At 63.2% G+C, this 19846-nt stretch carries 16 protein-coding genes; 8 read left to right on the forward strand and 8 right to left on the reverse strand.

Annotated features, from left to right (window positions below):
- Window positions 1-272: 272 nt before the first annotated feature.
- Both AC30NL_RS05910 and AC30NL_RS05915 read right to left on the reverse strand, forming a co-directional pair.
- Window positions 273-1190, reverse strand: a complete 918-nt coding sequence (locus tag AC30NL_RS05910) for a PA2778 family cysteine peptidase (RefSeq protein ID WP_489463084.1) — start codon at window positions 1188-1190, stop codon at window positions 273-275.
- 100 nt (window positions 1191-1290) lie between these two features.
- On the reverse strand, window positions 1291-1695 hold the full coding sequence (locus tag AC30NL_RS05915; RefSeq protein ID WP_489463085.1) for a PA2779 family protein: 405 nt from the start codon (window positions 1693-1695) through the stop codon (window positions 1291-1293).
- 200 nt (window positions 1696-1895) lie between these two features.
- Between AC30NL_RS05915 and miaA the strand changes: the two genes are divergently transcribed.
- The 5 genes from miaA to AC30NL_RS05940 all read left to right on the forward strand — a co-directional run bounded on the left by miaA (window position 1896) and on the right by AC30NL_RS05940 (window position 7997).
- Window positions 1896-2822, forward strand: coding sequence for a tRNA (adenosine(37)-N6)-dimethylallyltransferase MiaA (gene miaA / locus AC30NL_RS05920; RefSeq protein WP_489463086.1), 927 nt, complete (start codon window positions 1896-1898; stop codon window positions 2820-2822).
- A gap of 44 nt (window positions 2823-2866) precedes the next feature.
- Window positions 2867-3508, forward strand: coding sequence for an ABC transporter ATP-binding protein (locus AC30NL_RS05925; RefSeq protein WP_489463087.1), 642 nt, complete (start codon window positions 2867-2869; stop codon window positions 3506-3508).
- 30 nt (window positions 3509-3538) lie between these two features.
- Window positions 3539-6052, forward strand: a complete 2514-nt coding sequence (locus AC30NL_RS05930; RefSeq protein ID WP_489463088.1) for an FtsX-like permease family protein — start codon at window positions 3539-3541, stop codon at window positions 6050-6052.
- Window positions 6053-6364: 312 nt separating this feature from the next.
- A complete protein-coding gene (locus tag AC30NL_RS05935) occupies window positions 6365-7438 on the forward strand; it encodes a lipocalin-like domain-containing protein (protein WP_489463089.1) in 1074 nt (357 codons plus the stop codon).
- A 157-nt stretch (window positions 7439-7595) separates the two neighbouring features.
- Complete coding sequence (locus AC30NL_RS05940; RefSeq protein ID WP_489463090.1) at window positions 7596-7997, forward strand: REP-associated tyrosine transposase; 402 nt, start codon at window positions 7596-7598, stop codon at window positions 7995-7997.
- A gap of 240 nt (window positions 7998-8237) precedes the next feature.
- On the opposite strand, the gene AC30NL_RS05945 is transcribed toward AC30NL_RS05940, so the two are convergent.
- The 4 genes from AC30NL_RS05945 to AC30NL_RS05960 are packed head-to-tail and all read right to left on the reverse strand — an operon-like array spanning window position 8238 to window position 13433.
- Window positions 8238-9842, reverse strand: coding sequence for a DHA2 family efflux MFS transporter permease subunit (locus AC30NL_RS05945; RefSeq protein ID WP_489463091.1), 1605 nt, complete (start codon window positions 9840-9842; stop codon window positions 8238-8240).
- Between the two features lie 10 nt (window positions 9843-9852).
- On the reverse strand, window positions 9853-11364 hold the full coding sequence (locus AC30NL_RS05950) for an EmrA/EmrK family multidrug efflux transporter periplasmic adaptor subunit (RefSeq protein WP_489463092.1): 1512 nt from the start codon (window positions 11362-11364) through the stop codon (window positions 9853-9855).
- Between the two features lie 19 nt (window positions 11365-11383).
- Window positions 11384-12871: an efflux transporter outer membrane subunit gene (locus AC30NL_RS05955; protein WP_489463093.1), complete on the reverse strand. Its 1488-nt coding sequence runs from the start codon at window positions 12869-12871 to the stop codon at window positions 11384-11386.
- A gap of 13 nt (window positions 12872-12884) precedes the next feature.
- Entirely contained in the window at window positions 12885-13433 is a 549-nt protein-coding gene (locus tag AC30NL_RS05960; protein ID WP_489463094.1) for a MarR family winged helix-turn-helix transcriptional regulator, read from the reverse strand.
- Between the two features lie 276 nt (window positions 13434-13709).
- Between AC30NL_RS05960 and AC30NL_RS05965 the strand changes: the two genes are divergently transcribed.
- From AC30NL_RS05965 to AC30NL_RS05975, 3 genes are all read left to right on the forward strand, one after another.
- Entirely contained in the window at window positions 13710-15467 is a 1758-nt protein-coding gene (locus AC30NL_RS05965; RefSeq protein ID WP_489463095.1) for an ABC transporter transmembrane domain-containing protein, read from the forward strand.
- A 151-nt stretch (window positions 15468-15618) separates the two neighbouring features.
- Window positions 15619-16278, forward strand: coding sequence for a YiaD family glycine zipper/OmpA-like lipoprotein (locus AC30NL_RS05970; RefSeq protein WP_489463096.1), 660 nt, complete (start codon window positions 15619-15621; stop codon window positions 16276-16278).
- Window positions 16279-16437: 159 nt separating this feature from the next.
- Window positions 16438-17259 (forward strand): thymidylate synthase, encoded by an 822-nt coding sequence (locus tag AC30NL_RS05975; protein WP_489463097.1) that lies wholly within the window; start codon window positions 16438-16440, stop codon window positions 17257-17259.
- A gap of 10 nt (window positions 17260-17269) precedes the next feature.
- Here the strand turns inward: AC30NL_RS05975 and AC30NL_RS05980 are convergent, their stop codons facing one another.
- Entirely contained in the window at window positions 17270-17734 is a 465-nt protein-coding gene (locus AC30NL_RS05980; RefSeq protein ID WP_489463098.1) for a VOC family protein, read from the reverse strand.
- Between the two features lie 20 nt (window positions 17735-17754).
- A complete protein-coding gene (gene accC, locus AC30NL_RS05985) occupies window positions 17755-19755 on the reverse strand; it encodes an acetyl-CoA carboxylase biotin carboxylase subunit (protein WP_489463099.1) in 2001 nt (666 codons plus the stop codon).
- Window positions 19756-19846 lie beyond the last annotated feature (91 nt).

A 19846-nucleotide genomic window follows, 5' to 3' on the forward strand; every position in this document is an offset into this window, starting at 1 on the left:
GCCATAGCACGAGCTATGTCTGCTCTTTGCGCCTAGATCAGGCGCCTTTTGACGTGCTGCTCGGACACGCTCGAAATACTCTCAGCCTCTCAAGCCTGTCGCGCTTGTAAGGACACGGCCCGGAATAATTTTCCGTTTTGGGGGCGCAGGGCGGGATGCGATGCAAGGCGCTCCGAGCGCTGTGGCGAGCCACACAAGCGAGGAGCAACGCCGCAGCGCGCCCGCCCTGCGCCCCCAAAACGGGAAATTGTTTTGGGCCATGTCCTAAAGCGCTACTTCTCTTCTGCGGCGCGCAAGACTTCGGCCGCCTTGCCGCGCCAATCGTCGTCACTCGCGGCAACAGCCTCCTTTGCCGCCGCGAGTGCATCGCTTGAATCGCCCAACTCGATCAAGACGCTCGCAAGATTGATCCACGCCGGAGCACTTCCATGCAGCCTTGCCGCGAATCGAAACGCATCGGCCGCGCCCCGCTTGTCACCGGCCGCGTACAGGCTGTTCCCCAAGCCCATTTGCAGACTCAAACTCTCGGGCCATCTCGCCAGCGCGCTGCGAAATACTGCCACCGCTTGCTGCGGCGTTGCGCTACGTTCGAAGCCGACGCTTGCCTCGATGACCGCCTTCTCGTCTGCCTGCGAGGGCCACTGCCCCGGCGGCGACACGACGAAACCCCAGTGTCCGGACCGCTTCCACGTGTGCTCGAAGGTGCGCATCGCCATCACCTGCCGACGCGTCTTGCCGGAGCGCAGGATGACTTCGCCTTCATCGATGTCGTAGCCCACCAGCACCGCGTAGTGCCACAGCGGCGCCCACGATAGGCCAAGGTTCTGGAGCACCACGACCGGGCGACCGGCCTGCACTTCGCGCAGCAGGGCTTCAAGTTGAACCGGCATGCGCGTGGCGATGGCACCTTGACGACGCGCGCCGGCGATCATCTCGACCTGCAGCGTGCCGGTTCTGGCAGGCAGAAAGACCTGTTCGCCAAGCACCGCAGGATCAGCGGTGAAGCCCGCGGCCGCAAGTCCAGTCGCCAAGGCGGCCGGCCCGCACTGATAGGCCGTCTGCGCGAAAAACGGAGTGCTCTCCAGTTCCGCCTTGTGCGGCAGGTCGGCCGGAGGATGCTCGCGCAAAGCCTGCGTCTGGACCGCGCAGCCCGTGGCGGCAAGTACCCAAAGAAACAGCGCGGTCCACATCAGTGGCCGCGCTGAGAGGCTGGGAGTATTTCGAACGTGTCCGAGCAGCACGTCAAAAGGCGCCTGATCTAGGCGAGGATTCTTTCTCGCGCGCCCCAAGTCAGCGAATCGAACGTGTGAACGGGAATACCTTCGTGAAGCCGAGAATGTCGGTGATGAGCAGAACGATGAAGATCGTGACAATCACGCCCAGCACGTCGCTGGCGCCTGCCGGTGCCGTGTCGAGGGTGTTGGCGACAGTGGCGACTTCATCGTCCGTCAGAGCCGCAACACGGGCACGTGCCTGGTCAACGCTCACGCCTCGCTCGGCCAGGGCTGCTGCCACGTCAGCGCGCGACAGCGTCGCATTGAGGTGTTCGCGCTGCGCGGTGGCACTCTTCACGCCCTCGGTCGCTGCCACTTGTTCGGTGCTGACGAGCCCCGCGGCCATGGCGCCTTGCGCGAAACCGGTGAAGGTCAGGCAGGCCGCCAGGAGGGAGGCGATCCAACGTGTCGATCGTTTCATGGTGTTCCTTTCGAGGACTGATTCGTGTGCATTGTTGCGCCGCAATATAGAAGGCGATCTTCGGCGCCGCTGGCATCGTAACCATCCCCAACAACCATGACAGTCTCGGATTGCAACTTGCGCACGGAACGCGGCGCCCACGCAACAGCGTATGCCTGTAACCTCGCGGGCATGCCGAGGCCTTGGACGAGCAGACCGGAATGACGCGCTATCTGTGTGTGGCGGGCCCGACCGCCTCGGGCAAAACCGCTGCCGCCCTGGCCGTCGCCGACGTGCTGTCCGCCACACGCCCCGTCGAGATCGTGAGTGTCGACTCTGCGCTCGTCTACCGCGGCATGGACATCGGCACCGCCAAACCTTCGAGTGACGAACTGGCGCGCGTGCCGCATCACTTGATCGACATCATCGAGCCGACCCAGGCCTACTCCGCGGCGCAATTCGTGGCAGATGCGACGCGGCTCATTGGCGAGATTGATGCACGCGGGCATTTCCCCTTGCTCGTCGGCGGCACGATGCTGTATTTCAAGGCCTTGTTCGAGGGCCTCGACGAGATGCCTGCGTCCGACGCAGCGGTTCGCGCCGCGCTCGATGAAGAAGCTGCGCGCATCGGTTGGCCTGCCATGCACTCGCAGCTCGCAGAGGTCGACCCCGTCACCGCCGCTCGACTGCAACCCGGCGATTCGCAGCGCGTGCAGCGGGCGCTGGAGGTGTTTCGCATCAGCGGGCAGCCGCTATCGTCGTTTCATCGGGAGAAGTCGGCGCGCGACATGCCGCCCTTGATCTCGCTGGAACCGCATGACCGCGCATGGCTTCACGAGCGCATCGCTCGCCGTTTCGACGCGATGCTCGATGCTGGCTTCATCGACGAAGTGAAGCAGTTGCGCTCTCGCAGCGACCTGCACGCCGCGTTGCCCAGCATGCGATGCGTCGGCTACCGGCAGGCATGGGAAGCGCTGGACTCGAACGATTTCGCCACGCTGCGCGACAAGGGCATCGCCGCCACCCGCCAACTTGCCAAGAGACAACTGACCTGGCTGCGCAGCATGCCGTCTCGGCGAGTGATCGCATGCGACCACGACAACGCGATCGATGCTGCCGTGGGCCTCGTCAAGGAACTGAGAGGCTGAGATCTCTCAGCCTCTGAGCGTAAACCCTGCCTCGCGACACCACGATGCTTGACGTCACCGACCTCAGCAAGCGATACGGCGACACGGCAGTGTTCAGCCAAGTCGAGCTGAGTGTCGCGCCGGGCGAATTCATCGCCATCCTCGGCGAGTCGGGGGTGGGCAAGTCCACGCTGCTCAACTGCATTGCCGGGCTCGACACCGTGGACGGCGGCAAGGTGCGCATGGACGGTACCGACATCACCTCGCTCGGCGAAGCGCAGCAGGCGATCTTTCGGCGCGATCATCTCGGCTTCATCTTCCAGGCATTTCACGTGCTGCCTCATCTGAGCGTGGAGAAGAACATCGGCCTGCCGTTGCTGTTGCAAGGCAAGCCCGATTGGGCCCGTGTCGAAGCCTTGCTCGCAGCCGTGGACCTGCCGGGGCTCGGCATGCGGCTGCCTCAGACCTTGTCAGGCGGCCAGTTGCAACGGGTCGCGATCGCCCGTGCGCTGGTGCACAAACCGCGCCTGATCCTCGCCGATGAGCCCACCGGCAACCTCGACCCGAAGACCGCCGAGCTCGTGATGGACGTGTTGTCGCAGCAAGTACGACAACACCAGGCGGCGTGCGTGCTGGTCACGCACTCGCGCATGGCCGCATCGCGCGCCGACAGGGTGCTGACGCTCACGCCAAACGGCATTGAATAAAAATGCGCGCGCCCACGTCGCTTTGCTGACATGTTCACCCTGCTGCGCGAACTCTCGTGGCCTGAGCTGCGCCATCACCCTTGGCGCAATTTAGCGGCCTTGCTCGCGGTAGTGCTGGGCGTGGCGCTCGCGTTTTCAGTGCAGCTCATCAACCAGTCGGCCCTGAGCGAGTTCAGCTCTGCCGTGCGCTCGGTCAACGGGCAACCCGACTTCGAGTTGCGCGGGCAGCGCGGGGGCTTCGACGAAGCGCTGTACGAACGGGTTGCTGCGCATCCGCAAGTCGCCATCGCAAGCCCGGTGGTCGAGATCGACACCTTTGCCTTCGACGCGCAGCGGCAACGCGTGCCCGTGCGCGTGCTCGGCATCGATGCGCTCGTGGTCGCTGCGCTTGCGCCGGCCCTGCTCCCACAGCCGAAGGCCGATGCCGATCGCCTCGCGCCGATCGACCCCAAGTCGATCTACCTCAATGGCCCTGCACGCCTGCGCCTCAAGACCCTGACGACCATGCGGCTGCAGTCGCCGCACGGCATCGTCGAGTTCTCGGTACAAGGCGGCGTGGCGGCGGGTGGCGTTCCGATCGCAGTGATAGACATTGCCGCTGCGCAGGAGCGTTTCGGCTGGCTCGGCAAGCTGAGCCGCATCGACGTGCGGCTCAAGTCGGGTGCAAACAAGGCGGATGTGATTGCCGAACTTGCACTGCCCGATGGCGTGCGAGCCGCATCGCCCGACGAAGGCGTGCAGCGCGCCTCGAACGTGTCGCGCGCCTACCGCGTCAATCTCACGGTGCTGGCGCTCGTAGCGCTTTTCACCGGAGCGTTTCTAGTCTTCTCCATCCTGTCGTTGTCGGTAGCAAAGCGAAAGCCGCACTTGGCCTTGCTGGGTGTCCTCGGCTTGAGCGCGCGGCAGCGTTTGCAACTCATTCTTGCGGAGTCGGCGGTGCTGGGTTGCGTCGGGTCCATCCTCGGACTGGCGCTCGGCACCGGCCTTGCTGCCCTTGGATTGCACCTATTCGCGGGCGATCTGGGTGGGGGCTACTTCCCGGGCATCGCGCCGCCCTTGCAGTTCGAATGGCATGCAGCGCTCTTCTATGGCCTGTTGGGCGTGGCCGCTGCAGTGCTCGGAGCTTGGCTGCCCGCACGCAGCGCGCAACGACTGGCACCCGCCCAGGCCTTGAAAGGCCTGGGCTCATCCGATTCATCGCCGCACCTGAGCTGGCTCGGCCCTGCCCTTCTCGCCATCAGCGTGCCGCTCGCGCTCATGCCGCCGATGGGCGATGTGCCTTTGGCCGCCTACGTGTCCGTCGGCTGTCTGCTGCTCGGCGGCATCGCCTGCGTGCCGGCAGGTGTCGGCTTGCTGCTGCGATGGATCGCACCGCCGGACCACGCGCTCGCCTTGCTCGCCGTCGAACGCGCCCGCCACCAGCGACATACCGCGACGGTCGCCGTGGCGGGCGTCGTCGCGAGCCTGAGCCTCGCGGTTGCACTCACGGTGATGGTGGCGAGCTTTCGCGATTCGGTCACCCGATGGCTCGACGCACTGCTGCCTGCTGATCTCTACGCTCACGCCGCATCAAGTGGAGGCGGGGGCGACGTTGTCGTCTTGCCGCCTGCACTGGTCGATGCCGCTTCTCGATTGAAAGGCGTCGAGCGCGTGAAGGCCCAGCGCGTGGCGAGCATCGTGCTCGACCCGCAGCAGCCGACCGTCGCGATCGTCGCTCGCGACCTGGACAACGCGGCGAGCGAACTTCCGCTTGTCGGAGATTTGCTGCCCTCGTCCAACGATGCGACTTCGGTCTACGTCAGCGAAGCCCTCGCCACGCTGTACAGCCTGCAGCCCGGCACGCACTTCACGATGCCGTTGCCGGACGGGCGGCGGGTTCCAGTGTTCGTACGCGCGGTGTGGCGCGACTACGCGAGGCAACACGGCGCTATCGCCCTGCGGCTTGCCGACTATCGGCGCCTGACCGGCGATGACCGCGTCAACGACATCGCGATGTGGCTCGCACCGGGCGCCGATGCAGCGGCAGTTCAAAACGCGCTTCGCGAGGCGGCGCGCAGCCAGGGTCTAGACGACGCATTGCTCGAATTCGCGGCGCCGGGTGAAATCCGCCTCGCGTCGCTGCGCATCTTCGATCGGAGTTTCGCGGTGACCTACTGGCTGCAAGCGGTGGCAGTCGGAATCGGCCTGTTCGGCATCGCCGCAAGCTTCTCAGCGCAAGTGCTCGCGCGCCGCAAGGAATTCGGCTTGCTGGCGCACCTCGGTTTGACACGACAACAGGTTCTCACCGTCGTCGCGATCGAAGGCGCAGTGTGGACCGCCAGTGGTGCGCTCGTTGGGCTGCTGCTGGGCATCGGCGTGAGCGTGGTGCTCGTTCATGTCGTGAACCCACAGAGCTTTCACTGGACCATGGACCTGCTGCTGCCCTGGGGTCGTCTCACCTTGCTGTGCGCCGCGGTCGTCATCGCCGGCACATCGACTGCCTGGCTCGCAGGACGCAGCGCGGCGCGTCGGCAGATGGCCTTGGCGGTCAAGGAAGACTGGTGACACGCCGCGCATGCCCTCATGCCGACACGGATGCGCCTTGAATATCAACAGCCGCAGCCCTCACCCCCACCCTCTCCCAGAGGGCCCCAGAGGGAGAGGGAGCAAAGCACTACGACCGCATTACCCCCTCTCCCTCTGGGAGAGGGTGGGGGTGAGGGCGACGAAGGTGGAGAAAATGTGGCCTTCATGGCATGCCGCGATGGTCAAATGGAAAAGGCCCATGACGAAGTTGACACTCGATTCCGGATCGCTGGCTGAAGTGCAAGTCGCAAACGCGAGGTGACCACGACGATGCCGCCCTTCACCCGTCGAATGCTCATCGCGACCGCAGCATGGGCCGCTGCTTGTCCGTTCTCCTCCCTGGCAGCGACGGGCCAGGGTGTGCATCCCAGGCCGCTGAAGTTCCCGGACGATTTCGGATCGCATCCAGACACGCGCACCGAGTGGTGGTACGTGACAGGGCAACTCTCGTCAGGCAGCGACGTCTATGGGTTCCAGGTGACCTTCTTCAGATCGAACACCGGCCTCGCAGGCGACCATCCGAGCCGCTTCGCCGCGCGTCAGATTCTGTTCGCCCACGCGGCGGTGACCGATCTGAACGCGAAACACCTGCGGCACGATCAACGCATTGCGCGTGAAGGCTTCGGCATTGCCACAGCCAAGGAAAACGACACCGCAGTGAACCTGCGCGACTGGCGAATGGTGCGGCAGGGCAAGGTGGAGGCCAGCACCTACGAGATCACCGTGCGCAGCGAAGCCGGCGCCTTCGCACTCGACCTGTCGCTTCTCGCATCGACAGGCATCGTGTTGCAAGGCAACGCCGGCTATTCGATCAAGGGCCGCAAGTTGGGCGAGGCGAGCCATTACTACAGCCGCCCCCAACTGGCCGTCGACGGCACGCTCACGCTCGACGGCCGGGCAATCGAAGTCAAGGGCCGCGCCTGGCTTGACCACGAGTGGAGCAACGACTACATGGACGCCGAGGCGGCCGGCTGGGACTGGATCGGCATGAACCTCGACAGCGGCGAATCACTGATGGCCTTTCGCATGCGGCGCGGTGACGGCATGACCTTGTATGCGGGCGGCAGTTGGACGAACAAGCAAGGTGTCACGCGCAACTTAGCAGCGGGCGACGTGCAGTTCACCCCGGATCGAGTGTGGACCAGCCCGCGCTCGCGCGGTCGGTATCCGATGGAATGGACGATCACAATTCCCAACGGCCGCTACACCATCAAGTCGCTTCTCGACGACCAGGAGATGGACAGCCGCGGCAGCACGGGGACGTACTACTGGGAAGGGCTGAGCGAGATATCAAACAGCGCCGGCCAGGCAGTGGGACGCGGCTATCTCGAGATGACGGGTTACGCGGCGCCGATGCGGCTCTGACGTGCATGACCTGTAGGGTGGGCAAAGCGAAGCGTGCCCACGCGGTTGTGATTCAAGTCAGATCGACAATCCGCGTGGGCACGCTTCGCTTTGCCCACCCTACGGAGTGACCCTTGTGGTCGTGGCGAGGAATTGGCGGGACCGAAAGAATCCACGCATGTCCCGATACCGCAGATGCCTCACGCCCGGCGCCACCTATTTCTTCACGCTTACGCTGGAAAACCGGACAAGCTCGTTGCTCGTCGAAGAAATCGACAGGTTCCGATCCACTTATCGCCGTGTCCTCACAAAGAGGCCAGTCGACACTGTCGCCATCTCGGTCATGCCCGATCATCTTCACGCCATCTGGACGATGCCTGAGGACGATGCGGACTACTCAACGCGATGGAACCTGATCAAGGCGACTTTCTCCCGCGGGATCGAGAAGACGTTCGAGTCGTCACGAAGCCAGGAGAGACGGCGCGAAAGTGGTATCTGGCAACGAAGATTCTGGGAGCATCGCATTCAGACGATGAGGATCTTCGAAAGCACATTGACTATGTGCACTTCAATCCGGTGAAGCATGGGCTCGTCACACGCACAATGGATTGGCCTTATTCGTCGTTTCATCGATTCGTGAAGCAAGGTCATTTGCCGGCCGATTGGGGCATTGCCGTGGCCGTCAACGGCAAACAATTCGGCGAGTGATTCACGTTGGTAGGGTGGGCGAAGCGTGCCCACGCGGTTGTGATTCAAGTCAGATCGACAATCCGCGTGGGCACCTTCGCTTTGCCCACCCTACGAATTCACGAGTCGGTCTTCAATGTGCGCCGCCTCCATCGCCCATGTTCTGCCCTGGCTTCGGTCGTGTGAGCCACACGACCGAGACGATCAGCACGAAAAGCACCGACGACAAATAGAACAAATCAGTCGCAGCCATGGTGTACGCCTGTTGATCTATCAATCGATTCACCACCGACAAGCCCTGCTCCTGCGAATACCCCGCCGCGCCCAATTGGGACAAGGCCGCCGTCGCCGCATCACTGCTGCGGCTGATGCTCTCCGCCAGGTGCGCATGGTGCATTGCCGCCCTTCGCTCCCAAAGCGTGGTGAAGATCGACGTTCCCACCGCGCCCATCGTGATGCGCACGAAGTTCGACAGACCCGCCGCGGCCGGCATGCGCATGGGCGGCAGGCCCGAGAACATGATCGCCTGCAGGGGAATGAAGAAGAACGCCATCGCCGCGCCCTGAATGAAGGTCGGGATCAGCACGCCGCGAAAGTCGGTCTGCACGTTGAAATGCGAACGCATCCACAACACGATGCCGAAGCCGAGGAACGCCACGGTCGCGAGTTTGCGTGGATCAATCTTCGTCACGTTTTTTCCCACCCAGGGCGACAGCACGATCGCCAAGACACCAACAGGCGCCATGGCCATGCCGGCCCAAGTCGCCGTGTAGCCCATGTACTGCTGCAACCACAAGGGCATCAGCACCACGTTGCCGAAGAAGAGCCCGTAGCCTAGCGACAAGGCCACGGTGCCGAACGCAAAGTTGCGTTTCGCGAACAGGCGCAAATCGACGATGGGATGCGAGTCCGTCAACTCCCATGCGAGGAAGACGACGAAACCCACGAGCGAGGTCACGGCCAACATGACGATCTGCGTCGAGTTGAACCAGTCGAGCTCCTTGCCCTTGTCGATCATGATCTGCAGCGCCCCCACCCAGAGGACAAGCAGGCCAAGGCCCACATAATCGAGAGGCATACGCTTGGGCCCCGGATCGCGCTTGCGATAGATCGACCAGGTGATGCCCGCTGCCAGAATGCCCACCGGAATGTTGATGTAGAAGATCCACGGCCACGAGACGTTGTCCGTGATCCACCCACCCAAGAGCGGCCCGACCACCGGGGCCACCAGCACCGTCATCGCCCACATCGCCATCGCACTGCCCGCCTTGGCCTGCGGATAACTGCCAAGCAGAAGGGTCTGCGAAAGCGGAATCATCGGTCCCGCGACCAAGCCTTGCAGCACGCGGAACAGGATCAACGATTCGATGTTGGGCGCGAGTCCGCACAGCCACGACGCGATCACGAACAGAAGCACACTGCCGACGAACAGTCGCACTTGTCCCAAGCGCTGCGTGAGCCAGCCGGTGAGAGGCACCGAGATCGCGTTCGCGACCGCGAAGGAAGTGATGACCCAGGTTCCCTGCGACGGGCTCACGCCCATGTCGCCAGCGATCGCGGGAATCGACACGTTCGCGATCGATGAGTCGAGCACGTTCATGAAGGTCGCAAGCGACAGGGCCACCGTGCCAAGCACGAGCTGGCTGCCGTGCAGCGGACCGGTCTGCGGCACCGCCGCGGATGGCGGCGAAACGGGCGGATCTGCCGAAGCGCCGGCGACGGCCGTAGAGCTGCTCATCACGCGGCTTTCAGGGCAAGGCGTTCACGGCCAGGCGTTGCGCCGGCTTCGCTGCCAGGCCTTGCGTCGGCTTCGGGGCAGGTTGTTTTACCGGCTTCGCGGCCGGAGCTTGCGTCGGCTTCGCAGCAACGCGTTGCGCGGGCTTGGCGGCCGGCTGTTGCGTGGGTTTCGCAGCCAGTTGGGTGGGTTTCGCCAGTTGCGTTGGCTTCGCAGCCAGTTGAGTCGGCTCCGCGGCCGGGCGTTGAGTCGGCTCCGCAGCCAGCTTCGTCGCATGGGATCCGAGGTTGGCCACGACAATGTCGTGCACCAAGCGGTCGGCCGAGGTCGATGTCGAATCGAAGGCCTGCGTGCTGGTCGTGCGCGAGATGCTCACCGACGTCAGCGGCTGCCCCTTCTGCTCGGCGACGTCAACCACCGCATTCATCGACAGGCCCACGCGCAGCGGATGCGCGGCAATCTGCTTGGCATCGAGCTCGACGCGCACAGGAACCCGTTGCACCACCTTGATCCAGTTGCCCGTGGCATTCTGCGCCGGCAGCAGCGCGAACGCCGCCCCGGTGCCCGCCCCGAGACCGGCGACGTGCCCGGTGTATTCGACCGCTTCACCATAGATGTCGGCGTGCAAGGTCACTCGCTGGCCGATGCGCATCTTGCGCAACTGCACTTCCTTGAAGTTGGCCTCGACCCACACCTGTTCGAGCGGGATGATCGACATCAGCGGGGCACCCGCCTGGATGCGTTGCCCCACCTGCACTGTGCGCTTCGCCACCTGGCCCGACACCGGCGCCGGCAACTCCGTGCGTTGAAGGGCCAGATAGGCCTCGCGCACCGCGCCGGCTGCCCGCTGCACGTTCGGATGATTCTCGACGCTCGTGCCTTCGGTCAATGCCTTGTTGCTGGTGACCTGTTCCCGCGAGGCGGCAAGGGCCGACTCCGCTCCAGCCAAAGCGCTCCTCGCCGCGACCAGCGCGGCCTCGTAATGCTTCATCTCTTCGCCGCCGACGGCACCGGTGGACCTCAGCGGCTTGCGGCGGGTGACGTCGTCAAGCGCACGGTTCAATTCCGACTGCATGCGCGCCACTTCCGCTTCGCGCAGACGGACGTTCGCTTCCAGGGTTCCGTTGGTCGCGTACATCGTGCGCACTTCGCGAACCGTCTGCGCAAGCTGCGCCTGAGCCCGCTCGAGTGCGAGCTTGGCGTCGCTCGGGTCGAGCTTCACCAGCGACTGGCCCGCTTTGACGAAGTCGGTGTCGTCAGCCAGGATGGCGACCACCGTACCGCCGACCTGCGGGGTGATCTGCACGACGGGCGCTTGTACATAGGCGTTGTCGGTGTTCTCGTAGTGGCGAAGGTGCAAGCCCCAATAGGCACCATACGCAAGGCCGGCCAACAACGTGACACCAGCAATGGCGAACATCACCGGCTTGCGCTTGGCAGCCGAGACGGCCGACACTGGTGTGGCTTCGGGTTGCTCTGCCGGCGCGCTGGCACCGTGGGGTGGGTTGGCTTCGTTCTTGCTCATGCTTGTCCTCGAATTCCAATCAACGTCGTGTGACGGCGGCCCCGATCGTGGTCGCGGCGTCTTCCTGGTAGCCACCACCGAGCGCTCGCGCCAGGGCAGATTCAGCGCTCAGGTGACGCGCCTTCAACTCGGATGACGCGCGACGTTGCACGAGAACATTGTTCTCGGCCGTCAACACGATCAGGAAATTGCCAAGGCCCTTGTGATAGCGCTGCAGGGCCAGATCGAACGCAGTCTCCGCCGACTTGAGCGCGTCATCTTGCGATCGCTGCTGGCGTTCCAGCGATTTCAGCGTGCTCACTTCGTCGGCAACTTCGCGCAAGGCACGCAGCAAGGTGGCGTTGTAGCCATTGATGGCCGCGTCGAGCTCGGCGTTCCTGGCGCTCAGGTTGGCGCGCAGGCGACCGCCTTCGAAGATAGGCAATCGCACTGCAGGGCCGGCCCCGTAGGTTCCACTGCCCGACTTCAAGAAGGTGTCGAGTCCGATGCTCGACAGGCCAGCAAAGGCCATGAGGTTCACGTTTGGATAGAACTGGGCACGTGCCACGTCCACGTCTTTCGACGCCGCTTCGACACGCCAGCGTTGCGCCACCAGATCGGCTCGGCGGCCGATCAGGTCGACAGGCAGGCCCTTCGGCAGCGGCGTCGCCTTCACAGTAGCGAGTTGCGGAGTGAGCCAGTCCAACGCATTCGGGTTCTGGCCGGTCAATTCTGCAAGTGCGTGGCGGGTGCGCGCGATCGCCTCATCGATGGCTTCAAGCTCGACCATGGTCTGGGCGATGAGACCTTCGGACTGGCTCAGTTCGATATTGGTGTCGAGCCCGGCGTCAATACGCTGACGCACCAGCCTGACGGTCTGGTCGCGCTGGTTCAAGGCCTGCTGCATGACCTTGCGTGCATCGACAAGGCGGGCAAGATTCACATACGTCGAGGTGACGTTGCCCGCCAGCAGCACGCGTGCAGCCTGAGCTTCGGCCTGTGCCGCACGCAATTGGCCGATGGCCGATGCGATGCCCGCACGCTGGCGACCGAACAGATCGAGCTCCCATGTCGCGCCTATCTGCGCGGAATTGTTCCACTTGACCGAACCGGCAAGTGGAGGCGGCACCATGCCATTTTTGGAAAAGCGCTGGGCGGTCATGTCCAGCGAGCCGCTGACCTGCGGCGCTCGCGCAGCGCCGGCAGCATCGGCCGCGGCCTGCGCCTGCACGACGCGTGTCTGCACGATCTGCAAGCTCGGCTGGTTCACCAGCGCCTTGTCGATCACGTCGTTGAGCTGCGGGTCACCCCAGGCTTTCCACCAGTCGCTGGCAGGCCACGGAGTCTGCGTATCGGTCGCGCCGGCCTGCTTCGTCGACATCAGGTTCTGCGACTGCGCCGTCGCTCCGTTTGTGCTCGCACAGCCGGCAAGCAGTGCTGCGACGGCAAGTACCGTCGACGCGGCGAGCAGCGAGCCGCTGCGCTTGCTTATTTGTTCCGCGAGTTGAGGCTTGTTCGCTTCAGGCACAGTTCGTTCCTCGTCATGTGCGCGGCACGGCCGGGAGCAAGGGCTCAAAGCGCTGCGGTTCATTCTGTCCTTCCTCTTTGTCGGTCTGCAAACGCTGTCCGTTCAACAGCATGCGTTGCAATATGTTCTTGAGCTGCGACCACTCGGATCTGCTGACGCCGCAGAGGTATTCGTTGTTGACCTCGGCCAGCACGTGCGGCACTTGCGCGGTGGCCACCTCGCCCTCGGGCGTGAGGCGCAGGTGAACCACGCGGCGGTCGGTCTTCGAGCGAACGCGCTCGATCAAGCCCTTGGCCATGAGTCGATCAAGCATGCGAGTCATCGCACCCGCATCGATGCTCATTTCACGTGCCAGCTCGAAGGCTGTGTCAGCCTTGCCGAGCTTGAGCATCAACAGCGGCTTCCATTGAGCGTCTGTCAGGCCCAACTCGCCCATGCGCCCGTCCACCTCCCGGCGCATGCTTGTCGTGAGCTGAATCAACAAGTAGCCAATGCTTTCGGTGACGCTGTAGTTCTCTCCAGCGTAGAAGCGCACAGGGCTCGAAATCTTGGGGGACGACATGCCAGAACTCTTGTGGGATATATTTGCTCAGGCAAATATTGCCACGGCAGTCAAAACCCCACGGGCAACCACGAAATTGCGCGCATATCGAACCACTGCTTTGCGTTTCACCAAGACGTTGACAATTTAGATCGATGGATTCGTTCGTCAGGGCAGGCGCAAACCGCAGCGATACCGGTGGTATCACCTGCACTAGACTGGCGACCCATGGCCTCTTCAATCTCCCCTGCTTCTGTTCGACCCGCAGTGCTCGAGGCAACTGCCGCCAATAAAAACATGGGACCCCTCGGGGGGCTCAAGCCCTTTCTGAGGCCCTATCGCGGCCGCATCGGCCTCGCCATCTTGTTTCTCGTGATGGCAGCCGTGAGCACTCTGGTGTTCCCGGTGGCCTTGCGGTCTTTGATTGATCAAGGCCTCGTGTCCACCGACCCCGGCACCCGCGTGATGGCATTGCGCGAGCACTTCTTCATGCTCTTTGCGGTCGGTGCTGCCTTGGGCGTTTTCTCCGCCGCGCGCTTCTTCACGGTGACTTGGCTTGGGGAGCGCGTCACTGCCGACCTGCGCAATGCCGTGTATGGACACGTCGTCGAACAAAGCCCCGAATTCTTCGAGACGACACAGACGGGTGAGGTGTTGTCCCGGCTGACGACCGACACGACCCTGGTTCAAACGGTGGTGGGTTCGAGCCTCAGCATGGGTTTGCGCAACACGGTGATGGGCATCGGCGCGATGGTCATGCTGATCATCACCAACCCGTATGTCATGTCGCAGGTGCTGGGCATCCTCGTGCTGGTGGTGCTGCCGTCGTTGTACTTCGGGCGCCGAGTGCGCAAGCTGAGCCGTGCCAGCCAAGACCGCGTGGCCGATTCGAGCGCCATTGCAGCCGAGGTGCTGAACGCCATTCCTGTGGTGCAAAGCTACACGCAAGAGGCCAGCGAAGCCGAGCGCTTCAACGTGTCGACCGAAAACGCCTTTGCAACGGCAATCAAGCGCACGCGCATGCGATCGTTCCTTGTGGCGTTCATCATCACCGCCACCTTCGGGGCGTTGCTGTGGGGCCTGTACCAAGGCACTCAGGCAGTGATCCAGGGAAAGATCACCGCGGGCCATCTGGGGGAAACCGTCGTCTACGTGATCATCCTCGTGTCTTCTGTTGCGGTGCTCGCCGAGGTGTACGGCGATTTGCTGCGCGCGGCGGGCGCGACGGAGCGGTTGATGGAGTTGCTCAACGCGCGCTCGCCCATTAAATCGCCGTCGAATCCCAAGCCCTTGCCGCCCACGCGCGGCGGGTCGGCTGTGACATTGGACAACGTCAGCTTCCGCTATCCGTCGCGACCCACGCACGCGGCCTTGTCTCATGTGACACTGGACGTTCTACCGGGCGAAACCGTGGCGCTCGTCGGCCCGAGCGGCGCGGGCAAGAGCACCGTCTTCCAGCTGCTGCTGCGCTTCTACGACGCGAGCGAAGGACGAGTGACAGTCGATGATGTTTCGGTCAAGGAGGCCTCGCTGGAAGACTTGCGGCATCGCATCGGGATCGTTCCTCAAGACAGTGTGATCTTCTCGGCCAACGCGTTGGAGAACATCCGCTACGGCCGGCCCGAAGCGAGCGATGCGGATGTGATCGCCGCAGCGAAGGCAGCCTTCGCACACGACTTCATCACCGCTTTGCCGGAGGGCTACAAGACTTTCCTCGGTGAGCGCGGTGTGCGATTGTCGGGCGGGCAGCGTCAGCGCATTTCCATCGCGCGTGCGATCTTGAAGAACCCGCCGCTTTTGCTGCTCGACGAAGCCACCAGTGCACTCGATGCGGAAAGCGAGCGCATGGTCCAGGCAGCACTCGAATCGGCCATGCGCGACCGCACGACGCTCGTCATCGCGCACCGGCTGTCAACCGTGCAGCGCGCCGATCGCATCGTCGTGCTCGAAGCCGGTCAGATCGTCGAGATCGGAACGCATGCGAAGCTTGCTGCCGCGGGGGGCCTTTATGCGCGTCTAGCCGCGATGCAGTTCGACATGCAAGTTGCAAGTTGAGGTGCATGCGTTTTCAACGCACCGCACGTTGTGTAGGCGGGTGCTGACAGCGCTCAAGCATCGCGTCCGACAGACGCGTGCCTGCGCTGCCTCTCATACTCAACTGTATTGCCCGCCGGTGGCGGGCTTTCCTGCCTGAAGGAGATTGACCATGAAACAAAGACGCTTGCTCCGCGCGACCGCACTGGGCCTGACTGCAGCCGCCGTGCTGATGACCGCTTGTTCCAACATGAGTGAGACCCAAAAGGGCACTGCGGCCGGAGCGGGCATAGGCGCTGCGGCCGGTGCCGTGCTGAGCTCGGCCACCGGCGGCAAGGCCGGCACTGGCGCGGTGGTGGGTGGGGCCATCGGCGCCGTTGCTGGCAACATCTGGTCCAAGCGCCAGGAAGAACGCCGGGTCGCCATGGAACAGGCCACGCGCGGCACCGGCGTCGACGTGACCCGCACGCAAGACAACCAACTCAAGGTCAACATCCCGAGCGACGTGTCTTTTGACTCCGGCAGCGCGACGATCAAGCCGCAGATGCGCTCGGTGCTCGACCCGTTTGCGGCGAGCCTGAAGGATGACCCGAATGCACGTTTGACGATCGTCGGTCACACGGACAGCACGGGGACTACTGCCATCAACAACCCGCTGTCGGTCGAGCGTGCGCAGAGCGTGCGCGACTACCTGTCGGCTCGCGGCGTGTCACCCACGCGCATCCAGACGGCAGGTCACGGTGAGCGCGAACCCGTGGCGGACAACTCAACCGATGCAGGACGTGCCCGCAATCGCCGCGTCGAGATTTATCTGCGCGAGCCGGGAGCGTAATCAGGATTTGGCCCGAAATTGTTTCGGGCCATATCCTTAGTCGATCCCCTGCTCCTGTGTGGCGGGCAAGGCAGAGCGTGCCCACCATACATACATGCCATTTCGCGACGCTCAGGCACAATTCGCGGCTGCAGTACGCAAGCCGAAGCAGCCCGCGACATGACCTCATCTCCCGCCCGCCCCGTCCGATCCCAATACGAGGATTTCATGCGCCACGTGAGCACGAATGGCGTATTCAAGGCCGACCGCACAGGCACGGGCACGAAAAGCGTCTTCGGCTATCAGATGCGCTTCGATCTGAATGACGGCTTTCCGCTGGTGACGACCAAGAAGGTGCATCTCAAGTCGATCATTCTGGAACTGCTGTGGTTCCTGCGCGGTGACGGCAATGCACGATGGCTGCAGGAACGGGGCGTGACGATCTGGGACGAATGGGCGAAGCCTGATGGCGATCTCGGCCCGGTGTACGGCGTGCAATGGCGCTCTTGGCCGACGCCTGATGGCGCTCACATCGACCAGATCGCCGACGTCATCAAGACGATCAAGAACAGTCCCGATTCGCGTCGCATCATTGTCAGCGCCTGGAACGTGGCAGACCTGTCAAAGATGGCACTGATGCCCTGTCATGCGTTCTTTCAGTTCTACGTTGCCGAGGGGCGGCTGAGCTGCCAGCTTTATCAGCGCAGCGCTGACATCTTCCTCGGCGTTCCCTTCAATATCGCGAGCTATGCCCTGCTCACGCACATGATCGCGCAGCAATGCGATCTCGAGGTCGGCGACTTCATCTGGACAGGCGGAGACTGCCACATCTACAGCAACCACAGCGAACAGGTCGCGCTGCAGTTGTCGCGCCAGCCCCTCGCGTACCCCACGCTGAACATCAAGCGTCGGCCGGCTTCGATCTTTGAGTATGAATACGAAGACTTCGAGGTGCTGGGGTATGAGCATCATCCGGCGATCAAGGCTCCGGTGGCTGTTTGACAGAACGTAGTCATCTCAGTGCGTCGATGATCTCGGGCGGCGCCTGCACCAACTCGATCAACACACCCTCGCCTCCCACCGGAAACTCATCGCTGCTCTTCGGGTGCACGAAGCAGATGTCGTAACCCGCCGCACCTTTGCGAATGCCGCCCGGCGCGAACCTCACGCCATTGGCACTCAGCCACTCGACCGCCTTGTACAGATCGTCGATCCAAAGGCCGATGTGGTTGAGCGGCGTGGTGTGCACAGCGGGTTTCTTGTCGGGGTCGATCGGCTGCATCAGGTCGACCTCGACCTTGAACGCACCCTTGCCCATCGAACAAATGTCTTCGTCGACGTTCTCGCGCTCGCTCACGAAGTTCCCGGTGACCTCTAGGCCAAGCATGTCGACCCAGAGGGTGCGCAAGCGGTCCTTGCTCGTGCCGCCGATAGCGACTTGCTGGATGCCGAGGACTTTGAAAGGACGGTTGCTCACAAACTTCTCCTTGGCATGCGTTACTGAAATTTGATGATCACCTGATCCACCGACAAACTCTCGCCCTTCTTCGCAGCGATTTCTCCCACCACGCAATCCTGAGTCGCGAGAAGGATGTTCTCCATCTTCATCGCTTCGATGACAGCCAGCTTCTCGCCTGCACGCACCATCTGCCCGGGTGTCACTGCAACGTCCACCAACAATCCTGGCATCGGCGAAAGCAAAAACTTCGACAGATCGGGCGGCGCCTTGAACGGCATCAGCGCATTCAACTCCGCGGCGCGCGGGGTGAAGACGTTGGCCTCGATCTGCGTGCCGTTATGCATCACGCGATACGCGAGGCCCACCCGCTCGATCTGCGCGCAGAACGGCTCGCCGCTCGACGTGCCGCGCATCACCACATCACGCAGAGGCGTGTGCATCTCGATGCGATAACGCCTGTCGCCGGCTTGCACGTCGAACGCCCTGTCGTTCACCTTTACTTTCACTGGGGTGTTCTGCGCCGGCTCACCAATGCGAGATGTCAGCACCACGAAGTCTTCACCTGACTTGAACTCATGCCCCGGCAGCTGCCCGCTGATGCGCATTGCGCGCTGCAAGTGCACGCGATTCGCCACTGCCGCCAGAACCCGCAGAAAGGTCGGATCGTCGTGCGGCACTGTCGCTGCGGAGAAGCCGTTTGGATACTGCTCTGCGATAAAGCCGGTATTGAAATCACCCGACACGAACTTCGGATGCGCAAGCAGCGCTGCCTGGAAGGGAATGTTCGAATTGATGCCGCGAATCGCGAAGCCGTTGAGCGCCTGGCGCATCTTCGCGATGGCTTCCGGGCGATCCTTCCCGTGCACGATGAGCTTGGCAATCATCGAGTCGTAGTACATGGGGATCTCGCCGCCCTCGTAAACGCCGGTGTCCACTCGCACGCCGTCGATTTCAGGTGGTGGCGCGTACTTCACGAGCCGCCCCGTTGAGGGCAGGAAGTTGCGGAACGGATCTTCCGCATTGATGCGGCATTCCATCGCCCACCCGTTGCGCTTGATCTCACCCTGCGTGAACGGCAGCTTCTCGCCCGCCGCGACGCGAATCATCAATTCCACGAGATCGAGCCCGGTGATGCATTCCGTGACCGGATGCTCCACCTGCAGTCTCGTGTTCATCTCGAGGAAGTAGAAACTCTTGTCCTTGCCGACCACGAATTCCACCGTGCCGGCCGATTGATAGTTCACTGCCTTGGCCAGTGCTACCGCTTGCTCACCCATGGCCTTGCGGGTCGCATCGTCAAGGAAGGGGCTGGGCGCCTCCTCGATCACCTTCTGGTGCCGGCGCTGGATCGAGCACTCGCGCTCCCACAGGTAGACCGTGTTGCCATGCGCATCGCCCAGCACCTGGATCTCAATGTGGCGCGGCTCCTCGACGAACTTTTCGATGAAGACGCGGTCGTCGCCGAAGCTGTTGCGCGCTTCGTTGCGACACGAGGTGAATCCCTCGAACGTTTCCTTGTCGTTGAAGGCTACGCGCAAGCCCTTGCCGCCGCCGCCCGCGCTCGCCTTGATCATCACTGGGTAGCCGATGCCGCGGGCGATCTCGACGGCTTGTTCGGCCGTCTCGATGGCCGCGTTGTGGCCCGGGATGGTATTGACGCGCGCTTCGCCGGCGAGCTTCTTCGAGGCGATCTTGTCGCCCATGGCGGCGATGGACTTGTGCTTTGGCCCGATGAAAACGATGCCTTCTTCCTCGACGCGCCGTGCGAACTCCTCGTTCTCGCTCAAGAAGCCGTAGCCCGGATGGACGGCCTGAGCACCAGTCTGCTGGCATGCAGCGATGATCTTGTCCATCACGAGGTACGACTCGCGCGAGGGCGCGGGGCCGATATGCACAGCCTCGTCGGCGAGCTCCACATGGCGCGCATCTTGGTCTGCGTCGGAGTAGACGGCCACGGTTTGGATGCCCATCTTGCGTGCCGTCTTGATGACGCGGCAGGCGATTTCCCCGCGGTTGGCAATGAGGATTTTGCTGAACATGATCAGCCCTTCTTTTGGTTGGTCGAGCGCGGTGATGCTTCATCAAGCCACCCCCGCGGAGCCGCCTGCGCCAGGCCGTCGGAGGCGCCCC

It is taken from the genome of Rhizobacter sp., assembly GCA_021153565.1.
In the GTDB taxonomy this organism is placed as follows: Bacteria; Pseudomonadota; Gammaproteobacteria; order Burkholderiales; family Burkholderiaceae_C; genus Albitalea.